We start from the raw sequence: 20508 nt of genomic DNA on the forward strand, positions 1-20508 counted from the left end.
AAGGTGGCTTTTTATTAAGCTGCCTTATTCAATATGAATTAGCGTTGAAGTTCTTTTGGGCTAACACCAAATTTAGCCTTAAAGCATTGGCTAAAGTATGAAGCTGAGCTGAAGCCACATAAGTCAGATATAAGGTTGATCTGTTTACCTGTTGAAAGTAACTCTTTAGCCTTATCCAATCGATAATCTCTGAACAAGTCCATAGGGTTTCTATTAACTAATCCTTTAACTTTGCGCTGTAACTGTCTTTCGCTGACGGCCATGTTACCCGCTATTTCTGCTCTTGTAATAGACGGGTCATTATAATGTTTTTCAAATACTCTAAAGAGTTTATTCAAGAAATCTTGCTCACGTTGGTTTAATCCCGACTGCTTTCCTGAAGGGCTCGAGGAGAGTGTATTTGAGGCCTTTTCTTTAAGGATGTTTCTTATCGATAGAATATTCTTTATTCTGAGTAGTAACTCTTGTTCATCAAACGGTTTGGTCATGTACCCATCTATGTCATTATCCCATCCTTTAATGCGACTGTTCTTATCCCCTTTTGCAGTGAGCAGGACGATAGGTATATGTGAAGTTCTATTATCCGTACGCAACTGAGTAGCTACCTCGTAACCGTCAATTCCAGGCATCATCACATCACATAACACGAGATCAGGAATAATCTCCATAGCCAATTCAATTCCTGACTCACCTCGGGGAGATGAGTAGCACTGGTAGTCACCCCCCAATACTATCTCAAGATATTCCCTCATATCGGGGTTATCTTCGATGATAAGAAGGCATTCTTTGTTATCAATAGGTTCAACGACTTCCAAATTATTTTTTGTTTCACATGATAAGAAGTCATCGTGGGTTAAGTAAGCAATAGAATTAGAATGTGATGGTTGACTTTGTTTAGCTGGGAGATCAGTTAGAGGTAATCTAATCTGGAACGTAGAGCCTTTTCCCAATTGGCTATCGACATTGATATTACCACCATGAGCCATGACCAGCTCTTTTACGATAGATAATCCGATACCGGTGCCTGATATATCTGAAGTATGCTCAAGCCTGACAAATCTCTCAAAAATTTCATTTGTCTTATTGGCTTCCATACCAAAGCCATTATCGATAACTTTTATGATGACATTAGAGCCTTCAGCTCTGGTTTCAACGGTTATGCAGCCTTTGTGAGGGGTATATTTAATGGCATTGGATAGCAAATTTCCGACCATGACCTCAAGAGAGTCACCCGCAATTAAGACCTTACTGGAAGGCCCCAAACGGTAGCGTATGGAAATTTCTTTTTTCTGAGCTAGAGGCTTAAACAATTCGATTATTTGAGGCAATAGAGTGTTTACGTCTAGCGCCGACTTTGAAGCTGGACTTTCTTTTTTTAACTCTGCTAATTTGAGTATTTGTTCAACCATTACTAATAACCTATTAGCATTGCGCTGAATCATTTGTAGGCTTTTTTCACTTTTGGGTTGTTCGAGAGAGTTCAATTCTTTTTGAATAGGACCAAGGATTAAGGTTAATGGTGTCCTGAATTCATGGGAGATATTAGCGAACAGCTCATTCTTCTTTTCAAGAAGGCTCTCAATAACAGCTTTTTGGTTTGCAATTTGATGGGTTCTTTCTTGAACTTCAAGTTGAAGCTTCCTAGCCTGCTTCACAGCGTTTCTTGTACGTAGGTTAATGTAGAGCAATATTAGCAATATGAAGCAAACAGCATATGCTAACTTTGCCCACCAGGTGAGCCATATAGGAGGCAGAATAGTAATAGGAAGAGATAAAGAGTTTTGCTCGGAGCTCCAGTCACTATTATCTGACTTTGCCCTTACTTTAAATTCATACTTTCCTGGGGAAAGGTTACTGAATGTGGTCATTCGATTATTTGCGGCGGTCGGTATCCAGTCAGAATGGACGCCATCCAATTTGTAGGCATACTTTATATTTTTAGATGAAATATAGTGCATACCTGCAAATTCAATACTAAAGTCATTCTCATGATGGGATAGCACAAGGTTTTCATCGTGGCTGATTTCTTGATGGTTGCTGGTTGAGTTATCTGTTTGAGGATCTAAGCCCTGATTAGAAAATATGTTTATCCTGGTTGCTATGACTTTGGGTTCTATTGTTTTTAAATCTATCTTCGCAGGGTTGAAGTAACTGATGCCTTGGTTGCCAGCAAAGTAGAGAGTTTGATTCGAATTTGCTGCTGCTCCAAGATTAAATCTATTACCCTGAAGTCCGCTCTCTTTGGTGAAACGATGAATATTTCCAGTTACGATATCTAAGCTATATAACCCATCCAGCGATGAAATCCACAGTGTGTTTTTACCGCCAAACTTAATTGCTTGAATGCTATTTGTATGGCTGGGTGGGTCAATATAATACTCATTGATTAGAATATCGTTGTCATAGTCTAACTCGTAAATAGCTCCGCGGCTCGAGGCGACAAAATAGGAGCTGTCAGACAAAAGAATATCATTAACTCTGCCGATGGGTATTTGTGATTTTGGATTAATCTGAGTGACGGTACGACCATTGTATTTATATAGGTTATCGTGGGTACCTATGTAAATAAGGTTTCCTTTAGATTTTACTGTATTAACAAACTGCTTTAACCTTTGACCTTCCTGAGATAGCTTCTCTATTTTGAATGTACTTTTATTCACTAAATAGGCGCCTTCAGTTGTACCTACAACCAGCTTATTATCGCTGTGGTTATCTATTGAGTAGACACGAGGTTTTGAGTCGCTTATTTGAGAAATAGTTTTGATGGAACCCTGACTATCCAGTAACAGCAAGCCAAAAGACGACGCCAGCCAAATGTGATCGCTGTCTTCTTGCAAGGATTGATAAACCGTAAACTTGTATAAGCTATCTGTGCTTCCTGTCGGAGGGCTGATTTCATGGCAATGCTTGCTTTTCATATTGTAGGTCGCGACTTGATCAGTAGTTGAAATAAGCAGGTTATTGTCCGGTAACACGTTAATGGATATGATTTCGTTGCTATTTAGGCAGCGAAGATGATTTGTTTTGTGACTAATTAGCTTAAAGTTATTTAAAGCGGGATTAACCTTTGCCAGTCCATTAAAGGTTCCTATCCAAACAACTCCGTCCCCCGACTTATAAAGACTAATAAGAGTATCGTTTGGTAGAGAGTTTTCTTGACTAGAGGAACTTTTATAAGACTCAGTTTTTTCACCGACCACCTGGAGTCCTTGATCGAAGGTAGCGACGAGAACTTTTTCATTTATGACCAGAGCATCAAGTACCACATTTCCTTGTAATGAGTCTGAAACTGTTTGAAGGATATCTTTATCTAAGTGATACCGGTATAGATTTTCGTTGGTTGCAATTAGTATTGAATTGTCTGACTCTTTGACGAGCTTCCTCAATCTAAGTTTATTATCGGGAAATTTTATAGGTAAAGACTTCTTAAACTGAAAGCTTTTATCAAAAGCTAAGATGTGATGGTCAGCCGCTACCAAAATTTCATTGGGGGTAGCGATAATTGAGTTTATTCGATTGGAGGTTGATTGAGTAGTTACGGGTAAATCGCTTAGTTTTATGTGTGAGATTCTATTTGAGGGTAAGTGGATAGTATAAAGTCCTTGATCGGAACCCGCGCCAATATAATCTGTAGTTCCAAATAGGGTTAGGATGTTCTTTGGTGGATTACTGGATGAAAGACTGAAAGCGGAGAACTCTCCATTGTTGTGTTGGACTAATCCGTCGCCAAGCGTACCGATCCAGAGAGTGTTTGCGTCATCCACATAAAGGGATTTAACATGGTCGGTTTCCAAGGATAGAGTTTCAGTATCCCTCAGATTATAGTTTGTAAAATTGTACCCTTCATATTTTGCCAGGCCATTGGCGGTACCTATCCACATGGCGCCCTGTTTATCTTGAGTTATTGCCCATACTCTATTGTCGGGAAGACCTTCTTCTTGAGTAAAATTATTAAAATGAATGTTGGCAATAGCCTGGGTGACTACTGTACTTAAAAACAGTAGTCCAAGGATTCTTTTCAGCATGGTGGTGAATATTCATTTTTATAGTATGTTTTTCAGGCTAGTATACACATTTTCTAGTAAAAGTGGCTGTGCTTTTGCATTGGGGTGAATGCCGTCTTTCTGCATCAACTCATCAACTCCTCCCACATTTTCTAAAAATACAGGTACCAGTTTCACCTTTTTTTCATTGGCTAACTGGGCATAATTGTCGAAGAATGCTTGAGCATAGCGTTGACCGTAGTTGGGTGGGATTTGGATTCCTAACAACAGGACTTCGGCACCTGAGCGTTTGCTGGTGTCGATGAGTTTACCGAGGTTGCGTTTAATGGCGGTAGGGGATGTACCACGTAGTGCATCGTTGCCGCCAAGCTCAATGATGACAACTTCTGGAGCATGTTGCTTGAGCAGAGTAGGTAGGCGCAATAATCCCTGGGTGGTGGTGTCGCCACTGATGCTGCCGTTGATGACAGTATGCGGGTAGCCTTCTTGCTTAAGCTTTTGGTTGAGTAACTCAACCCAGCCTTGCTCAACCTCGATGTTGTAGCCAGCGCTCAGGCTATCGCCGAGAACTAAAATGGTGGGTTTTTCTTGTGCTTTTGCAGTTATTGCAACATTAAAGACCGCAACAACTAGAAACAAAATCCACGCCAATTTTTTCTTCATAATGATATGCTTAGGTTAATTTTTTAATGAGTATATTTGACTCAATGGTATCAATTTAAGATGAATATGATGTTAACAACACGCAATTTAACGAAAACAGTCAAGCTGCCTGAACAATCTCTGACCATTTTATCGGAGGTAAGTTTAACCGTAAATGAACACGATAGTGTAGCGATTGTTGGTGCTTCCGGTTCGGGTAAGTCAACGTTACTGTCTTTACTGGCTGGTTTGGATACTCCTTCCGAAGGTGAAGTAGAGCTTGCGGGCCACCCAATCCATAAATTATCCGAAGATGAGCGAGCAGCAGTTCGTGCTCAGTATGTGGGTTTTGTGTTCCAGTCATTTCATCTGCTTCCGGGTTTGACGGCGCTGGAAAATGTGATGCTGCCGATTGAGCTGAAGGAAGAAAAAAATCCACAAAAGAAAGCGAAAGAGCTTTTGATCAAAGTAGGCTTGGCTGAGCGTCTTAATCATTATCCTCATCAATTGTCAGGCGGAGAGCAGCAGCGTGTAGCGATTGCGCGTGCTTTTGCTTCGGAGCCGAAAATTCTATTTGCCGATGAGCCGACGGGAAATCTAGATACCGGCAACGGTGAAAAGATTATTGATTTGATTTTTGAGTTAAACCAGCAACTTGGAACCACTTTAGTGTTGGTAACTCACGATGATCGTTTGGCTGAGCGTTGCCAGCGTTTGGTGCGTCTTGAAGCGGGTAAAGTGGTTGAAGATTCGGTAAATCAAGCTCAAGTAGTCAAGACTGATACAGCGCAAGCAGACAAAGTGGAGACAGCCTGATGCGCGGTATGGCATGGCGTTTATTCCGACGCGACTGGCAATCGGGCGAGGTTAAGGTTTTATTTTTTGCGCTGATGATTGCGGTGATGGCAATGGTGGCGATTGGTACTATTACTGATCGAACTCATCGTGCCATGGGCGAACAAAGTAGTGAGTTTTTAGGTGCTGACTATACCTTAAGAACACCTAGACCCATTGAGCCAGAATGGTTAGAAAAAGGCCGAGATGAGGGGTTACAGCTCACAGAGTCAACCGGCTTTTCAACGGTCTTGGCGAAAGGCGATGAATTTCAGTTGGTCAGCGTGACAGCATTAGGCGGCAAGTTCCCGCTTAAAGGTGAGTTCGAAATTGCTGACAAGCCCTTTACCCGCGGACAAAGCATGCAGGCTCAACCGGAAGCAGGTTCGGTTTGGGTCGAACCGCGAGTGTTAGCATCTTTAGGAGCTGAAAAAGGCGATGAAGTTGATTTCGGATCGATTCAACTAACCATAGCAGGCGTAATTGTTGGTGGTCCGGGGCAAGCCAGCGAGATGTTCAATGTCGCACCGAAAGTTTATATCAATCAGACGGATGTGGAACGCGCTAATATTATCCAACCGGGCAGCCGAGTTTCTTATACTTTATTCATTGCTGGCGATATTCAACCGCGCGAAAACTTTATCGATTGGCTTAAGCCACAGATGAACAAAACACAGCGCTTAACCGGTGGTAAAGAAGGTACGCCAGCATTACAGGCTTCAATAGAGCGTGCGGAAACGTTTCTGCGTTTGGCAAGCTTGATTTCGGTAGTTTTGGCGGGTGTTGCCATTGCAGTTGCAGCTGGGCGTTTCAGTCGTCGTCATTATGATTATGCGGCAATTTATCGTTGCCTGGGTATGCAGATTGCTCAGGTGCATAGACTATATATTTCGCAATTGCTGATCATGGGTTTGATTGGTTCTGCCATTGGCGTTGTCCTGGGTTTGGCCATTCAACAAGCCATTATCGTGCAGTTTGCTGATTTCTTGCCAAAACCGATGGTGCCGATTAATTGGGCGCCGGTTATAGCGGGTGGCTTAAGTGGTCTGGTGGTGCTGATTGGTTTTGCCTTACCAGCCTTTTTCCAGATTGCGCGAGTATCGCCCTTGCGAGTTTTGCGTAAAGAAATGGTGCCGCAACCTGTTTCGAGCTGGCTGATTTATCTGTTAGCGATATTCACCATGGCGCTACTGATGTGGTGGCAAAGTGGTTCCTTGAAATTGGTCGGTATTTTGCTGGGTGTAGCACTGGTTGCCTTTATTGTGATCCGCCTGATGGCCTGGCTTATCTTTAAAGTGGGCATCTGGCTTGGCAAACGAGGCTCCACAGCCGTTCGTTATGGGCTTGGCCAATTAAAACGTTATCCTGCATTTACCATCAGCCAGATCACGGCATTTGGTTTGGCCTTTATCATCATGCTGTCGACAGTATTGATTCGAAGCGAGCTGTTAAGCGAATGGCAAAGCCAATTGCCGGATGATGCACCGAATCACTTTCTAATTAATGTTCAGCCAAGTGAAGTACCCAATCTGGAGAATATTCTTGCTGAACAGAACGTTGAAACGGCAGGTATTTACCCAATGGTTCGCGGTCGTGTTACCGGTTTGAATGGTAAGCCGATTGAAGAGGCTGTGTCAGAAGAAGCGAAGAATGATGGGTCACTGCGCCGTGAGCTAAATTTGACCTGGGTCGAGGATGTGCCGAAAGCCAACGAGGTAGTTAAAGGGGAGTGGTGGGACAGCGCAGAGCATCAACCTGATGAGAATGGCGTTTATCAATTATCCATTGACCAAAACCTTGCCGGTCGGCTTGGCGTAGACATTGGCGATGTGTTCGAGTTTTCGATTGGTGGTGTTGATGTTAAAGGCAAAATTACCAGCTTCCGTGAAATTCAATGGGACTCATTCCAGCCGAATTTCTTTATGATTTTTGAGCCTGGTGCGCTGGATGAAAACATGGCGACCTATATCACCAGTTTCCATTTGCCGCTGGATAAGAAAGCTGCTTTAAATACTATTCTGCGTGAGATGCCGACAGTCACCATTATAGAACTGGATGTCATCATGGAGCAGGTGCAGACCATTCTTGATCAGGTCACCACGGCTGTTGAGTTTATTATGCTGTTTGTACTGTTGGCGGGCGTGGCAGTCTTATATGCGGTGTTGCAGGCGAGCAAAGAAGAGCGTGTGTTGTCAGCAACTTTATTGAAAACTTTGGGGGCGCAGAAAAAATTCATCCGAATGACCCTGCTGTCAGAGTTAGCTTTGTTAGGAGTATTCTCGGGAATTCTTGGTGTGATTGGTGGCGAAGTGTTAGTCTCCGTTCTTTATCAGGAAGCGATGAATATTGAACCTGTGTTGCACCCATGGTTCTGGTTATGGGTGCCATTACTGGCTGTCGCATTCATTTGCATTGCAGGCTGGTGGGGCTTGAAGAGTCTCCTAAACCAGCCCGCACATCAGGTGTTAAGACAATTGTAAAATAAACCGAGAAAATCATCTTTTTCGAGTCGTTGTATAAAAAAGTCTAGACAGCGACCATTAAAGATTGTTAATAATAAAAAAGGAAAGGGCAGGGTTTATCTCTGCCCTTTGACCAATCAACACAAACAACTCATTGATAACAAAAGAGTTTGGGAACTTTTATGGGAAAATCTTTGGTTATAGTGGAGTCGCCAGCAAAAGCGAAAACCATTAATAAATACCTTGGAAAAGACTTTATCGTCAAATCAAGTATCGGTCACATTCGTGATTTGCCCACTGGGTCGCAAAATAAAAAACCAGTGGATGCCAAAGAAAGAGCCCGCAAGGCTGCCGCGACGCGCAAGCTCTCTCCAGAACAAAAAGCTAAACAAAAAGCGCTTAAAGAAAAAACGGCGCTTTTTGCGCGTATGGGCATTAATCCCGAACAGAACTGGGAAGCTCGCTATGAAGTGTTGCCGGGCAAAGAGAAAGTATTAAATGAATTAAAGAAGATCGCCAAAGATGCTGACACCATTTACCTCGCGACGGATTTGGATAGAGAAGGAGAGGCTATTGCCTGGCATCTGCGTGAGCTGTTAGATGGTGATGAAAGTAAGTTTAAGCGCGTAGTATTTAACGAAATCACTAAAAAGGCTATCCAGCAGGCATTCTCAAAACCTGGCGATCTGGACATGAACTATGTAAACGCCCAGCAAGCGCGCCGCTTTCTGGATCGTGTGGTTGGTTTTATGGTCTCGCCCTTGTTATGGCGCAAAATTTCGCGTGGGCTTTCCGCTGGTCGAGTTCAATCAGTTGCGGTGCGACTGTTAGTCGAGCGCGAGCGTGAAATCCGGGCATTTATCCCTGAAGAATATTGGGATATTCATGCCAATACCCTGACCCAGTCAAAAGATGATTTACGTTTACAGGTCAATAAGTACCAGGGTAAAAACTTCCGTCCGAATAGCGAGCAGGAAACCAATAAAGCGGTTGAAGCCCTTAAGTCTTCGAATTACAAAGTGGTTACTCGCGAAGACAAGCCACAAAAAAGCAAAGCTCCCAAACCATTCATCACATCAACGCTACAACAAGCCGCCAGCACACGACTGGGCTATGGCGTTAAGAAGACCATGATGATGGCGCAGCGTTTGTATGAAGCCGGTTATATCACCTACATGCGTACCGACTCGACCAATTTGAGTGCTGATGCGGTGGAGGCTTGCCGTGACTACATCAAGACTAATATTGGCGCTGAGTATTTACCCAAAGAAGCCAATAGCTACAGTAGTAAAGAGGGCGCGCAAGAAGCGCACGAAGCGATCCGTCCTTCAGATGTGGCTAAAAAAGTCGGTCATTTAAACGGCATGGAAAAAGATGCCGAACGTTTGTATGACCTCATTTGGCGTCAGTTTGTGGCCTGCCAGATGCTACCGGCAGAATTTGATGTGACCAGTCTGAAAGTTCAAGCAGACGATTACGAGCTGAAAGCTCGTGGCCGAGTGATGCGTTTTGATGGTTGGACTCAAGTGCTACCAATGCAAAAGAAAAACGCAGAAGATGAAGAGCTGCCAAATGTGAAAGAAGGTGAAATGCTTGAGCTGAAGAAGCTTGATCCTAAGCAGCATTTCACAAAACCACCAGCACGCTTCTCTGAAGCGGCTCTGGTTAAAGAATTAGAAAAGCGCGGTATCGGTCGCCCATCAACCTACGCTTCGATCATCTCGACCATTCAGGATCGTGGTTACGTGCGCTTAGAGAATCGTCGCTTCTATGCACAGAAGATTGGTGAAATTGTTACTGACCGCCTGGTTGAAAGCTTCAATGATTTGCTCGATTTTTCCTTTACAGCAACCATGGAAAAACATCTGGATGATATTGCATCCGGTCGTCAGAACTGGAAAGTGACCCTTGATGACTTCTATGATGAATTTTCAAAGCAACTGAAAAAAGCCGACGAAGCAGAGGGTGAAGGCGGCATGCGTCGCAATGAGGCCGTTGAAACGGATATTTTATGCGACAAATGTAAAAAGCACCCTATGGCGATTCGGAATGCCAGCACTGGTGTCTTCTTAGGGTGTATGGGCTATTCATTGCCACCTAAGGAGCGCTGTAAAAATACCGTTAACCTTATCCCTGGTGAAGAGTTCATCGCGGCGGATGAGGAAGAAGAAGCGCGTTATCTGCACGACAAGAAGCGTTGTAAAAAATGTAATTCAACCATGGACGATTACTTGGTTGATGAAAGTACCAAGTTGTATATCTGTGGTAATAACCCAGATTGTGATGGCTACGAAATCGAAAAAGGCGAGTTCAAGATTAAGGGTTATGATGGCCCGATTCTTGAGTGCGACAAATGTGGTAGCGAGATGCAGTTGAAAACAGGACGTTTCGGAAAATATTTCGATTGTACCAATGACGATTGTAAGAATACTCGGAAGTTGCTTAAGAGCGGACAGCCTGCGCCGCCAAAAGCGGATCCGATTCCGATGCCTGACTTGCAGTGCGAAAAAGTGGAAGATCACTATGTGTTACGTGATGGTGCTGCGGGTATTTTCCTGGCCGCCAGCAAGTTTCCACGCAATCGCGAAACGCGTGCGCCGGCAGTGGATGAACTAATCACAGTAAAAGATCAGCTGGATCCAAAGTATCAGTTTTTGGCCGAAGCTCCACTTAAGGATCCCGATGGTAATCGGACGTTTGTTAAGTTTAGCCGTAAGACTGGCCAGCAGTATGTGGCTGGTGTCAAAGAAGATGGTAAAGCCAGTGGCTGGGCAGCTTTTTATGAAAATGGAAAGTGGGTTCCGCAAAAATAAGCACGCTCTAGCACTTTGTTTGTTAAAATACAGCCTGTCATCAAGTTGATGGCAGGCTTTTTTGTACCAAACCCTTTATTCAATCAGTTGGGGCAACTGCATGTACTCATTACTTCGATCACTTTTGTTTATGCTGGATGGCGAACGCTCGCATCACTTGTCATTGAGCAGCCTAAAAATACTTAATAAGTTAAAGCTATCGGGTTTACTGTCTCAGCCACAAGTAGATGACCCCGTTGAAGTGATGGGCATAAAGTTCCCCAACCGAGTCGGTCTTGCTGCTGGTTTAGATAAAAATGGTGAATATGTTGATGCATTAAGCCATTTCGGTTTTGGTTTTATTGAGGTTGGCACTGTCACTCCGCGCCCACAGCCCGGTAATCCAAAGCCCCGCCTTTTCAGAATTGAAGATGCAGAAGCCATTATTAATCGTATGGGATTTAATAATGATGGTGTTGATGCTTTGTTAAAAAATGTTGCCGAAGCCAATACCAACAGTGTTCTTGGGATAAATATTGGCAAGAACTTTGATACACCGGTTGAAAAGGCGGTTGATGACTACCTGATTGGTATGGAGAAGATTTATCGTCGTGCCGATTATATGGTGGTTAATATCTCTTCACCAAACACGCCAGGTTTGCGCGACCTGCAGTTTGGTGAGACTCTCAAAAGTCTATTAGAGAGTCTGAAAAAGAAACAGCAAGCATTACATCAGGAACATATGGTTTATAAACCTCTGGCCATTAAAATTGCTCCTGATCTCTCTTCTAACGATATTGAGGAGTTGGCACAAACCTTCAGGCAGTATGAGCTGGATGGCATTATTGCAACCAACACTACTTTTGACCGCAGCAAGGTTGAGGGTATGAAGCATGCTGAAGAGCAGGGCGGTTTGAGCGGTAAGCCGCTGGCCAGCCAGTCAACCAAAGTCATTAAACGACTGGTGGAAGCTCTGGATGATTCGATTCCAGTGATCGGTGTCGGTGGTATCACCGATGAACAAAGTGCCATTGATAAGATTGAGGCAGGCGCTAAATTGGTTCAGATCTATTCGGGGTTTATTTATCATGGCCCACAGCTTGTGTATGAAGTGGCGAAAGCATTAAAAGAGCACCAACAGGCTCAGTAATACAAACTTTCAAAGCAAAGCAAACTAATAGCCGTTATAATGACGGCTATTTCATTTATCGTTCGTGATCATGCAATTTTATGCCAGCTGCCCAAAAGGCGTTGAAGCTCTCTTAATTGATGAGTTGACCTCGCTCGGCGCTACTAATCTTAAAGAACATCCTTCCCATATCGTTTTTGAAGGCGATTTAGAGCTCGCCTATAAGGCTTGCCTTCATTCCCGTTTAGCCAACCGTATTTATTTGTGCCTTCTCGACGAGGAGTTTACCTCTGTCGATGATATGTATCAGAAGGTTAATAACATCGAGTGGAGCTGGCATTTTGATATGCAGCAAACCTTCGTGGTTGATGCCATCGCTCGTAAAAATGATGACATTCGTCATTCGGGGTTTGCCGCACAAAAAGTCAAAGATGCGGTAGTGGATTATTATCAAGAACGATTTGAACAACGTCCTTCGGTGGATAAAGACAATCCTGATTATCGAATACATGCCATTATTAATGGCCGACAACTTAAAATTGGTATCGATTTAGCCGGACGCAGCTTGCATCAACGTGGCTACCGACCGATTTCAGGTCGTGCTCCAATCAAAGAGAACCTCGCAGCTGCGCTGCTCATTCGTGCTGGCTGGCCTGCGTTATCCAAGCAGGGCTACAGTTTTCATGATCCTATGTGCGGTACTGGCACCTTATTAGTCGAAGCGGTCATGATTGCCTGCGATATGGCTCCGGGCTTGTTTAATCCAACCTATTCTTTCGAAAACTGGAAACAGCACGATGCAGAACTGTGGCAAACCACCATTGCAACAGCGAATCGTCAGTTTAATAAGAACAAATTGGCCTTAACCAATCGCTTTGTTGGCTCTGACAGCCATCGTAAGAGCCTTGAGCTGGCTAAAGAAGTAATAGCAAACGCTGACTTCGATGAGCTAATTGAACTCAGTGAGCAGGATATTAGACGGCCTAAGCTTGAAGCATTTAAAGAGCCTGGCCTTTTGGTATCCAATCCTCCTTATGCCGAGCGCCTGGGTGAAGAAGATGATGTCATTCAGTTATACCGTGACTTCGGTGATTACATTAAAAGCCATTGCATAGGTTGGCAGGCGGCCATCATTACCAATGAAGTGTCTTTTGCCAAAGCCATGGGGATGCGTTCTCATAAGCAGTACAAATTCAAAAACGGCGCCATTGACTGCCAGTTATACCTGTTTGATGTTCGCGAAGAGAATTTCTATAAGCCCTTCGATCCGACCGTGGTTAATCCCGACTGGGATAAAAACCTTTCAGAAGGTGCAGTAATGCTTAAAAATCGCATCATTAAGAATCAGCAACGCCTAAAATCCTATCTTAAGCAAAATGATGTAACCTGTTATCGACTCTATGATGCCGATCTGCCAGAGTATTCTGCTGCGATTGATGTTTATGATGAGATGGTTCATATCCAGGAGTATGCGCCACCAAAAGATATTCCACCGAAAGTGGCGCAACGCCGGTTGAATGAGATTGTGCGAGTTACATCCGGTCTCTTGCAGATCCCTGAATCGGAAATCGCCTTAAAACAAAGGCAACGTCAAAAAGGAGACTGGCAATATCAAAAACAAAGCGACGAAGAACAGTTTCAGGTAGTTCATGAGCAAGGTTTACAGTTTTATGTAAACTTGAACCGTTATTTAGATACTGGCTTGTTCCTGGATCACCGTAAAACTCGCAAAATGATCATGGCTGAAGCTAATGGCAAGCGATTCTTGAATTTGTTTGCTTATACGGGCTCTGTCAGCGTTTATGCAGCAAAGGGTGGGGCAAAAACTACTACCGTTGATATGTCCAGAACCTATTTAAACTGGGCGATTAAGAATTTTGGTTTAAACAGTATCCCAATTTATGGACATGAATTTGTACAGTCGGATTGTTTGCAGTGGCTTGATGAAGCTCAGGGGCAAAGGGTCTATGACTTGATTTTTCTTGATCCACCGACCTTTTCCAACTCTAAAAGAATGGATGCGACTTTTGATGTGCAACGAGATCAGGTTGAGTTAATCAATCAAACGATGAATCTGTTGGATAAAGCGGGTAAGTTGTACTTCTCAAACAATTTTAAGAAGTTTGAGATGGAAAAGGAGCTTTTAGAGCACTTTGATGTTCAGGAGATAACAGCAAGAACCTTGCCAAGTGATTTTCAGAAGAGCCGAAATCATCACAGATGTTGGTTAATTCAGCATAAAAGTTGATTATTCTTTTTTTACGCTAAAGTTAGAACAATAAAAAACCCAGCCTAAGCTGGGTTTTTTATTGAATAAGTCCTAAGACTTACTTTTTCTTTTTAGCTACACGCTTTTTAGCAGGAGCCTTTTTCTTGGCTGGTGCTTTTTTCTTAGCAGGAGCTTTTTTCTTTGCAGGGGCCTTTTTCTTGGCTGGAGCTTTCTTCTTAGCTGGTGCTTTTTTCTTAGCAGGAGCCTTTTTCTTAGCTTTTGCTTTAGCTTTAGCAGCAGCGGCTTTAGCTTTAGCGGCAGCTTTTTTCTTGTCAGCAGCAGCTTTCTTCTTAGCTTTAGCAGCGGCTCTCTTGTCAGCAGCAGCTTTCTTCTTAGCTTCTTTAGCAGCCCAATCTTTTTCGAATTTGGCAATTGCTTTTTGTAAAGCAGCTTCTTTAGTAGCCGTTGCTTTTGCAGTAGCTAGTGAAGATTTAGCTGAATCGTGAGCTTTAACGGCCTGATTAACAGCTGTCTTAGCTTTACGAAGAGCCTCTTTAGCTTTTTTGGCAGTAGCTTTAGCAGCTTTTGTAGATTTGCCTTTAGCTTTAGCAGAAGCAGTCTTAGCTTTATCACCTGCTTTCTTAGCAGCTTCACGAGCTTTCTTTACTGCGGCTGCGGCTTTCTTTTCAGCTGCCTCGAGTTGCTTCAAAGTTGTACCTTTAGAAGCAGATTTTTTTACTGGTTTTTTAGCCATGGTCATTTCCCCTGTGTTGCGAGATGTTTTGATTAAAATTCAATCAAAGTATACGTAAATAATTTTAGAAAGTTAATAATTAATTATGCTAAAGTTGCAAATAACGAACCTTTTTTAATGTTTTTTAACAAAAATGAATGATAAAGAGCAAAAAATATTTTTTTACACAACTTTTGGTTGTCATTTGTGCGAAAAAGTCGAAGCTATGTTAATTGAAATTTCGCATCAATTTAAGGATAAATTTCATTACCAAATCATTCCTTTTGACATCATTGATGATGATGAAATATTTGCGCAATATCGTTACTCAATTCCCGTTTTGAAGAAAGAAAAAGATGTTGAAGAGTTAGGTTGGCCATTTGACTATCAACAATTATGTGATTGGCTCGAACTCAGTTAATTTTTTCATTGATATTTTGTCTGTTCAAATAGCGTTAGGGTTTAATTGTTTCATTAGAACAGCTTTATTAATTCCATAATCACTCAGACTGACTTTAAATTGTAGTTTTGTTCCTGGAATTTTCTTGATAACACAGTTTTGGATTCTTCCCTCCTTATAGGTTTCGAATCTTTGTTGCCTCTTTTGTATCACTATTACTTCTGTGTAGATTAGTTTGCGTGCTTGACAAATTTTGCTTTTGAACGTATGTTTCAAACAGTTGTTTGGAATTGATTGGGCAGGATAGTGTAAGCATGACTAAAACCGAATCGACCAAGAGTCGAATACTGGATGCCGCAGAGCAACTCTTTGCTGAGAGAGGCTTTGCCGAGACCAGCCTTAGAACCATTACTACGCGGGCTAGAGTCAATTTAGCCAGTGTTAATTATCATTTTGGTTCCAAGAAGTCTTTGATTCAGGCCGTATTTGACCGCTTCTTACAGGACTTTACTAAAGAGTTAAGTCTTGAACTGATGACCTTAGAGCAGTTATCGCCCGATCAGCTTGAGGCTGAAAAGCTTTTGAATGCTTTGATAAGACCTTTATTAAGTCTTAATACTCGTCGTAATAACGCGATTTCCATTTTTATGCGTCTGTTAGGTCGCGCCTATGCCGAAACACAAGGGCATTTACGTCGTTATGTCACAGACAAGTACGGTCATGTTTTAGTACGCTTTACACATCTGTTTCAAAAAGGCTATCCAAACTTAAGTATTGACCAAATTTTCTGGCGTTTGCACTACATGCTCGGAAGTATGATTTTTACTTTAGGTGGTAGCGATGCATTACGTCAGATTTCGCAAGCTGACTTTAATCGAGATTTGGGTGTAGAGGATGTCATCAAAGAAATGTTGCCGTTCCTCGCAGCAGGTATGAAAGCGTAATATTGAATAATATTTGAGGTAATTTGAAATGATGGGTTTATTACAGATTGTTGTGATGTTGCTGGTGGTGGGCTTTTGCGCCTATCAACGTTTGGCAATGAAGAAAGCAATGATCATTAATGCAGTGGCTTTGGTTGTTTTATGGATTCACGGTGGTTTTACCTGGGGATTATTCATTTCGCTACTGATTTTTGCTGTAGTGGCAACTTTCTATCTACTTCCTGATTTACGCATCGATTGGATTTCTCGTAAAGCATACCTCTTTATGCAGAAAGTCCTGCCGCCAATGAATGAAACCGAAAAAACGGCTCTAGAAGCTGGTGACGTCTGGTGGGAAGGCGATCTGTTCCGTGGTAATCCAGACTGGAACAAGATGTTAACTATTGCCAAACCAGTACTAACTGAAGAAGAGCAATCCTTCGTTGATAATGAAGTAGAAGAATTATGTGGCATGCTGGATGATTGGGACATTGTGCATAAGCGTAAAGATTTACCGCCTGAAGTATGGAAGTTCATTAAAGACAAAGGTTTCTTAGGAATGATTATTCCGAAAGAATACGGCGGTAAAGGTTTTTCAGCACTTGCTCATTCAACGATTGTAACCAAAATCGCAACTCGAAGTGGTAGTGCGGCAGTAACTGTGATGGTTCCTAACTCATTAGGGCCTGGTGAACTGCTACTGCATTACGGCACCCAGGAACAAAAAGATCATTACCTGCCTCGTCTGGCTAAAGGCGACGAAATTCCGTGTTTTGCTTTGACCTCTCCTGTTGCAGGCTCTGATGCGGGTGCGATTCCCGACAAAGGTATCGTCTGCAAAGGTAAATACAAAGGTAAAGAAGTTTTAGGAATCAAGCTTACCTGGAATAAGCGCTACATTACCCTGGCACCAGTGGCGACTATTGTTGGTTTAGCTTTTAAATTATATGACCCTGACAATTTAATCGGCGATAGGGAAGATTACGGTATTACCTGTGCCTTAATTCCCGCGGACCATCCAGGCGTTGAAATTGGTCAGCGTCACTTGCCTATGAACCAGGCATTCATGAACGGCACCACAACCGGTAAAGACGTTTTTATTCCAATGGACATGCTGATTGGTGGTCAAGAGTATGCCGGTCAAGGCTGGAGAATGTTGATGGAAAGTCTGGCAGCCGGTCGCTCGATTTCATTACCGGCAATGGGTACTGCTGTTGCTAAGTTATCCTACCGCATGACAGGTGCTTATTCGTTAGTGCGTGAACAGTTCAAAACGCCAATCGGTCGTTTCGAAGGTGTTGAAGAAGCGATGGCTCGTATTGCGGGGCTTGCTTACCGAACCGAAGCAAGTCGAGTAATGACTGCGGGCGCGGTGGACTTAGGCATCAAACCGTCTGTTGTATCCGCCATTGCGAAATATCACATGACTGAAATGGGTCGTGAGATCATGAATCACTCAATGGATATTCATGGTGGTCGAGCCATTATTATGGGCGAACGTAATTATCTGGCGAATGGCTATATGAGCCAGCCGATCGGGATTACCGTTGAAGGTGCTAACATTTTGACTCGAAACCTGATGATTTTCGGTCAGGGGGCGATTCGTTGTCACCCTTATGTGTTGCGTGAAATGATGGCGGCACAGCTGGAAGATACCGAAGAAGGCGTTAAGCGTTTCGATAGCTTGTTATTCCGCCATATTGGCTATGGGGTTAGTAACTTTGCGCGTACTTTTGCATTAGGTTTGAGTGCCGCTAAATTGGCTAACAAGCCCGTCGGTGGGCAAACCGGGAAATATTACCAGCACTTAACTCGTATGAGTTCGGCCTTAGCTTTAACTTCGGATATCGCTATGGGTATTTTGGGTGGTGATTTGAAGCGCAAAGAACGTTTGTCAGCGCGCCTGGCCGATGTGTTAAGCCATCTTTATATGTGCTCCGCGGTATTGAAATACTATCAAGATAATGATCGCCCATTAGCCGACTTACCTTATGTGCAGTGGAACATGGAGTATGGCTTGTATAAAACTCAGGAAGCCTTTTATGAATTTTATGAAAACTTCCCGCTTAAGGCTGTCGGCAAAGTATTACGGTTTATTGCTTTCCCTTATGGTAAAAGCTATCACATGCCATCGGATAAGCTGGAACAGGAAATTGTTAGGCCGATGACGCAGAATTGTGAAATTCGTGACCGCATTACTCAATATGCTTACGTAGGTAAAACCGCCGATGATGTTACGGGGCGTGTTGAGCTGGCGTTCATGAAAGTCCTGGCAGCTGATGAAGTCCGACGCAAGCTGCGTAAAGCAATGAAGGCCGGTGACTTGGATAAACACGCCACCAATATGGAGCGCATTGAGCAAGCAATAGAAAAAGGCATTATTGATAAGGATGAGCAGCAAATCCTGGTGGATGCCGAAGAAGCTCGCATGGATGTGATTCAGGTGGATGACTATTCCCATGAAGAAATCTCTGGCGTAGTTGAAGACAAGCCTAAGAAGAAAAAGAGCAAATCAGCTTAGTTTTAGTGGTGTGTTAAAGAAGCAGGGCATAGTCCCTGCTTTTTTTATGCTTGATCTTTATCAACAATCTATGAAGTGATAGAGAAAATGTTGGTCTAACCTGTCATCAAACCTTATCTTAGCCCCTTAATATTTGGTATCCTTAGCGGATGAATAAAGTTGGCCTGTGAGCGCTTGATGCTGATTGGGCCTTATTGGAGTAGATATTATATGAGTCAGAAAGATAAATTAGTGATTTTCGATACCACCTTGCGCGATGGTGAGCAAAGCCCCGGCGCGTCAATGGACAAAGAAGAAAAACTGGAAATCGCTAAACAATTAGAATTAATGAAAGTTGACGTGATCGAGGCAGGTTTCGCCATTGCAAGCCCGGGTGATTTCGAGGCCGTCAAGTTGGTTGCTGACAATATCAAAGACAGCACCATCTGCTCACTTTCTCGAGCTATGGAAAAAGATATTCAGGCTGCGGGGGATGCGCTTAAAGGCGCTAACTCAGCACGTATTCATACTTTTATTGCTACTTCGCCGTTGCACATGAAGCATAAGTTACAGATGGAGCCTGAGCAGGTGATTGAGCATGCGGTGAGATCGGTTAAATTCGCGCGCGGCCTGTGTGATGACGTTGAGTTTTCGTGCGAAGATGCTGGCCGCTCTGATTTGGACTTTATGTGCAAGATCATTGAACAGGTGATTAACGCTGGTGCTCGCACTATCAATATCCCTGATACCGTGGGTTATAACCTGCCTGACCAATACGCTAATACCATTCAGCAATTAATCGAACGTATTCCTAATTCGGACAAAGCTATTTTCTCAGTGCATTGCCATAACGACCTTGGATTAGCTGTTGCGAACTCTCTAGCAGCAGTTCAGAAAGGTGCGCGTCAGGTTGAGTGTACGATTAATGGCCTTGGTGAACGTGCCGGTAACGCTTCTTTGGAAGAAGTCGTTATGGCGATTAAAACGCGTCCTGATTACTTTGATGTGGAAGTCGATATTGATACGCGTCACATAGTACCAACTTCACAATTGGTTTCTAAAATTACTGGCTTCGCGGTACAACCGAACAAAGCGATTGTTGGTGATAACGCCTTTGCACACGAATCTGGCATCCATCAGGATGGCGTACTGAAGCATCGTGAAACTTATGAAATTATGCGCGCTGAAGATGTGGGCTGGGCTAACAACCGTATGGTGTTGGGTAAACACTCCGGTCGTAATGCTTTCAAAAGCCATTTAGCACAACTGGGTGTGCAGTTTGAAAATAATGATGACTTGCACGATGCTTTCGTTGCCTTCAAAAAATTGGCTGACCAAAAGCATGACATTCTTGATGAAGATTTGTTATCGCTGATCAAGCGCTAATTTAGGTCATTATTAATAATGTCGACCTGGAATCGTTCGTATCTTGAAGCAATGGGTGTGCCTGTCTGGGTTTCCAGACAGGCGGCCGTTGTGGATACTGTTACCGAAAAAGCTGGAGTGGAAACGCAAGTAGAACCTAAAGCGACTTTTGGTTATGTTTCAGTGGTGAGCAATCCGCAACCTAAAGCGTATTTACTGGTGACACCCGAACAAGATTTGCAGCTAGTCAAAAGTAACTTTCAATCGCTCTCGCACGCATGGCAATCATGGCAAAGCACGGAGCTACCGTTAGTTTTGTTGCAACTAGTTGAGCTGGATGACTCAGCAGTAAGGGCTGAATCAATCGATAGCTTGAAAGATCACCCATTGTTAATTGTGACGAATCAGCCGAGCCAGTTCTCAGATCTTAATTATGAACAGGTTCCGGGTCTAGACTGGCAGTCTGCCAGTGATAAGAAGGCTTGGTGGCATTTGTTGCAGAAGCTCGCTTAGTA

At 43.2% G+C, this 20508-nt stretch carries 12 protein-coding genes and 1 pseudogene; 10 read left to right on the plus strand and 3 right to left on the minus strand.

Annotation, left to right across the window (positions count from 1 at the left end; genetic code table 11):
* Positions 1-38: 38 nt before the first annotated feature.
* Together ACYTXU_RS02530 and ACYTXU_RS02535 are read right to left on the minus strand one after the other, a co-directional pair.
* Complete coding sequence (locus ACYTXU_RS02530) at positions 39-4025, minus strand: ATP-binding protein (RefSeq protein ID WP_462208113.1); 3987 nt, start codon at positions 4023-4025, stop codon at positions 39-41.
* An 18-nt stretch (positions 4026-4043) separates the two neighbouring features.
* Positions 4044-4667 (minus strand): arylesterase, encoded by a 624-nt coding sequence (locus ACYTXU_RS02535; RefSeq protein ID WP_462208114.1) that lies wholly within the window; start codon positions 4665-4667, stop codon positions 4044-4046.
* Between the two features lie 60 nt (positions 4668-4727).
* Here ACYTXU_RS02535 and ACYTXU_RS02540 point away from each other — a divergent pair, with 60 nt between their 5' ends.
* The 5 genes from ACYTXU_RS02540 (at position 4728) to rlmKL (ending at position 14111) form a co-directional block, all read left to right on the plus strand.
* Positions 4728-5462: an ABC transporter ATP-binding protein gene (locus tag ACYTXU_RS02540; RefSeq protein ID WP_462208116.1), complete on the plus strand. Its 735-nt coding sequence runs from the start codon at positions 4728-4730 to the stop codon at positions 5460-5462.
* Positions 5462-7960: an ABC transporter permease gene (locus ACYTXU_RS02545; RefSeq protein WP_462208118.1), complete on the plus strand. Its 2499-nt coding sequence runs from the start codon at positions 5462-5464 to the stop codon at positions 7958-7960. The genes ACYTXU_RS02540 and ACYTXU_RS02545 overlap by 1 nt, the downstream gene beginning before the upstream one ends.
* Positions 7961-8124: 164 nt before the next feature.
* Positions 8125-10755: a type I DNA topoisomerase gene (gene topA / locus ACYTXU_RS02550; protein ID WP_462208119.1), complete on the plus strand. Its 2631-nt coding sequence runs from the start codon at positions 8125-8127 to the stop codon at positions 10753-10755.
* Positions 10756-10855: 100 nt separating this feature from the next.
* A complete protein-coding gene (locus ACYTXU_RS02555) occupies positions 10856-11884 on the plus strand; it encodes a quinone-dependent dihydroorotate dehydrogenase (RefSeq protein WP_462208120.1) in 1029 nt (342 codons plus the stop codon).
* A 70-nt stretch (positions 11885-11954) separates the two neighbouring features.
* Positions 11955-14111, plus strand: a complete 2157-nt coding sequence (rlmKL, locus tag ACYTXU_RS02560) for a bifunctional 23S rRNA (guanine(2069)-N(7))-methyltransferase RlmK/23S rRNA (guanine(2445)-N(2))-methyltransferase RlmL (RefSeq protein ID WP_462208122.1) — start codon at positions 11955-11957, stop codon at positions 14109-14111.
* A 79-nt stretch (positions 14112-14190) separates the two neighbouring features.
* Here rlmKL and ACYTXU_RS02565 read toward each other — a convergent pair whose 3' ends face one another.
* The gene (locus ACYTXU_RS02565) at positions 14191-14826 is read right to left on the minus strand and encodes a hypothetical protein (RefSeq protein ID WP_462208123.1); all 636 of its coding nucleotides are present in this window, start codon (positions 14824-14826) and stop codon (positions 14191-14193) included.
* Positions 14827-14959: 133 nt separating this feature from the next.
* On the opposite strand from ACYTXU_RS02565, the gene ACYTXU_RS02570 reads away from it, so the two are divergent.
* The 5 genes and pseudogenes from ACYTXU_RS02570 (at position 14960) to ACYTXU_RS02590 (ending at position 20506) form a co-directional block, all read left to right on the plus strand.
* Complete coding sequence (locus ACYTXU_RS02570; RefSeq protein WP_462208125.1) at positions 14960-15226, plus strand: glutaredoxin family protein; 267 nt, start codon at positions 14960-14962, stop codon at positions 15224-15226.
* Between the two features lie 293 nt (positions 15227-15519).
* Positions 15520-16149 carry a TetR/AcrR family transcriptional regulator gene (locus ACYTXU_RS02575; RefSeq protein ID WP_462208127.1) on the plus strand — a complete coding sequence of 210 codons (630 nt, stop codon included), beginning with the start codon at positions 15520-15522 and terminating at the stop codon, positions 16147-16149.
* A 31-nt stretch (positions 16150-16180) separates the two neighbouring features.
* A complete protein-coding gene (locus ACYTXU_RS02580) occupies positions 16181-18649 on the plus strand; it encodes an acyl-CoA dehydrogenase (protein WP_462209344.1) in 2469 nt (822 codons plus the stop codon).
* Positions 18650-18859: 210 nt separating this feature from the next.
* Positions 18860-20005, plus strand: a pseudogene (locus tag ACYTXU_RS02585) (2-isopropylmalate synthase); the annotation flags it as partial.
* A gap of 27 nt (positions 20006-20032) precedes the next feature.
* Entirely contained in the window at positions 20033-20506 is a 474-nt protein-coding gene (locus ACYTXU_RS02590; protein WP_462208128.1) for a hypothetical protein, read from the plus strand.
* The last annotated feature ends 2 nt before the right edge of the window (positions 20507-20508 follow it).

The sequence above is a fragment of the Kangiella sp. M94 genome, assembly GCF_054926195.1.

Coding starts and splice junctions, on each gene's coding strand:
- ACYTXU_RS02575 (WP_462208127.1), top strand. CDS start 15,520: ATGACTAAAACCGAATCGACCAAGAGTCGAATACTGGATGCCGCAGAG.
- ACYTXU_RS02535 (WP_462208114.1), bottom strand. CDS start 4,667: ATGAAGAAAAAATTGGCGTGGATTTTGTTTCTAGTTGTTGCGGTCTTT.
- ACYTXU_RS02590 (WP_462208128.1), top strand. CDS start 20,033: ATGTCGACCTGGAATCGTTCGTATCTTGAAGCAATGGGTGTGCCTGTC.
- ACYTXU_RS02530 (WP_462208113.1), bottom strand. CDS start 4,025: ATGCTGAAAAGAATCCTTGGACTACTGTTTTTAAGTACAGTAGTCACC.
- ACYTXU_RS02545 (WP_462208118.1), top strand. CDS start 5,462: ATGCGCGGTATGGCATGGCGTTTATTCCGACGCGACTGGCAATCGGGC.
- ACYTXU_RS02565 (WP_462208123.1), bottom strand. CDS start 14,826: ATGGCTAAAAAACCAGTAAAAAAATCTGCTTCTAAAGGTACAACTTTG.
- rlmKL (WP_462208122.1), top strand. CDS start 11,955: ATGCAATTTTATGCCAGCTGCCCAAAAGGCGTTGAAGCTCTCTTAATT.
- topA (WP_462208119.1), top strand. CDS start 8,125: ATGGGAAAATCTTTGGTTATAGTGGAGTCGCCAGCAAAAGCGAAAACC.
- ACYTXU_RS02570 (WP_462208125.1), top strand. CDS start 14,960: ATGAATGATAAAGAGCAAAAAATATTTTTTTACACAACTTTTGGTTGT.
- ACYTXU_RS02540 (WP_462208116.1), top strand. CDS start 4,728: ATGAATATGATGTTAACAACACGCAATTTAACGAAAACAGTCAAGCTG.
- ACYTXU_RS02580 (WP_462209344.1), top strand. CDS start 16,181: ATGGGTTTATTACAGATTGTTGTGATGTTGCTGGTGGTGGGCTTTTGC.
- ACYTXU_RS02555 (WP_462208120.1), top strand. CDS start 10,856: ATGTACTCATTACTTCGATCACTTTTGTTTATGCTGGATGGCGAACGC.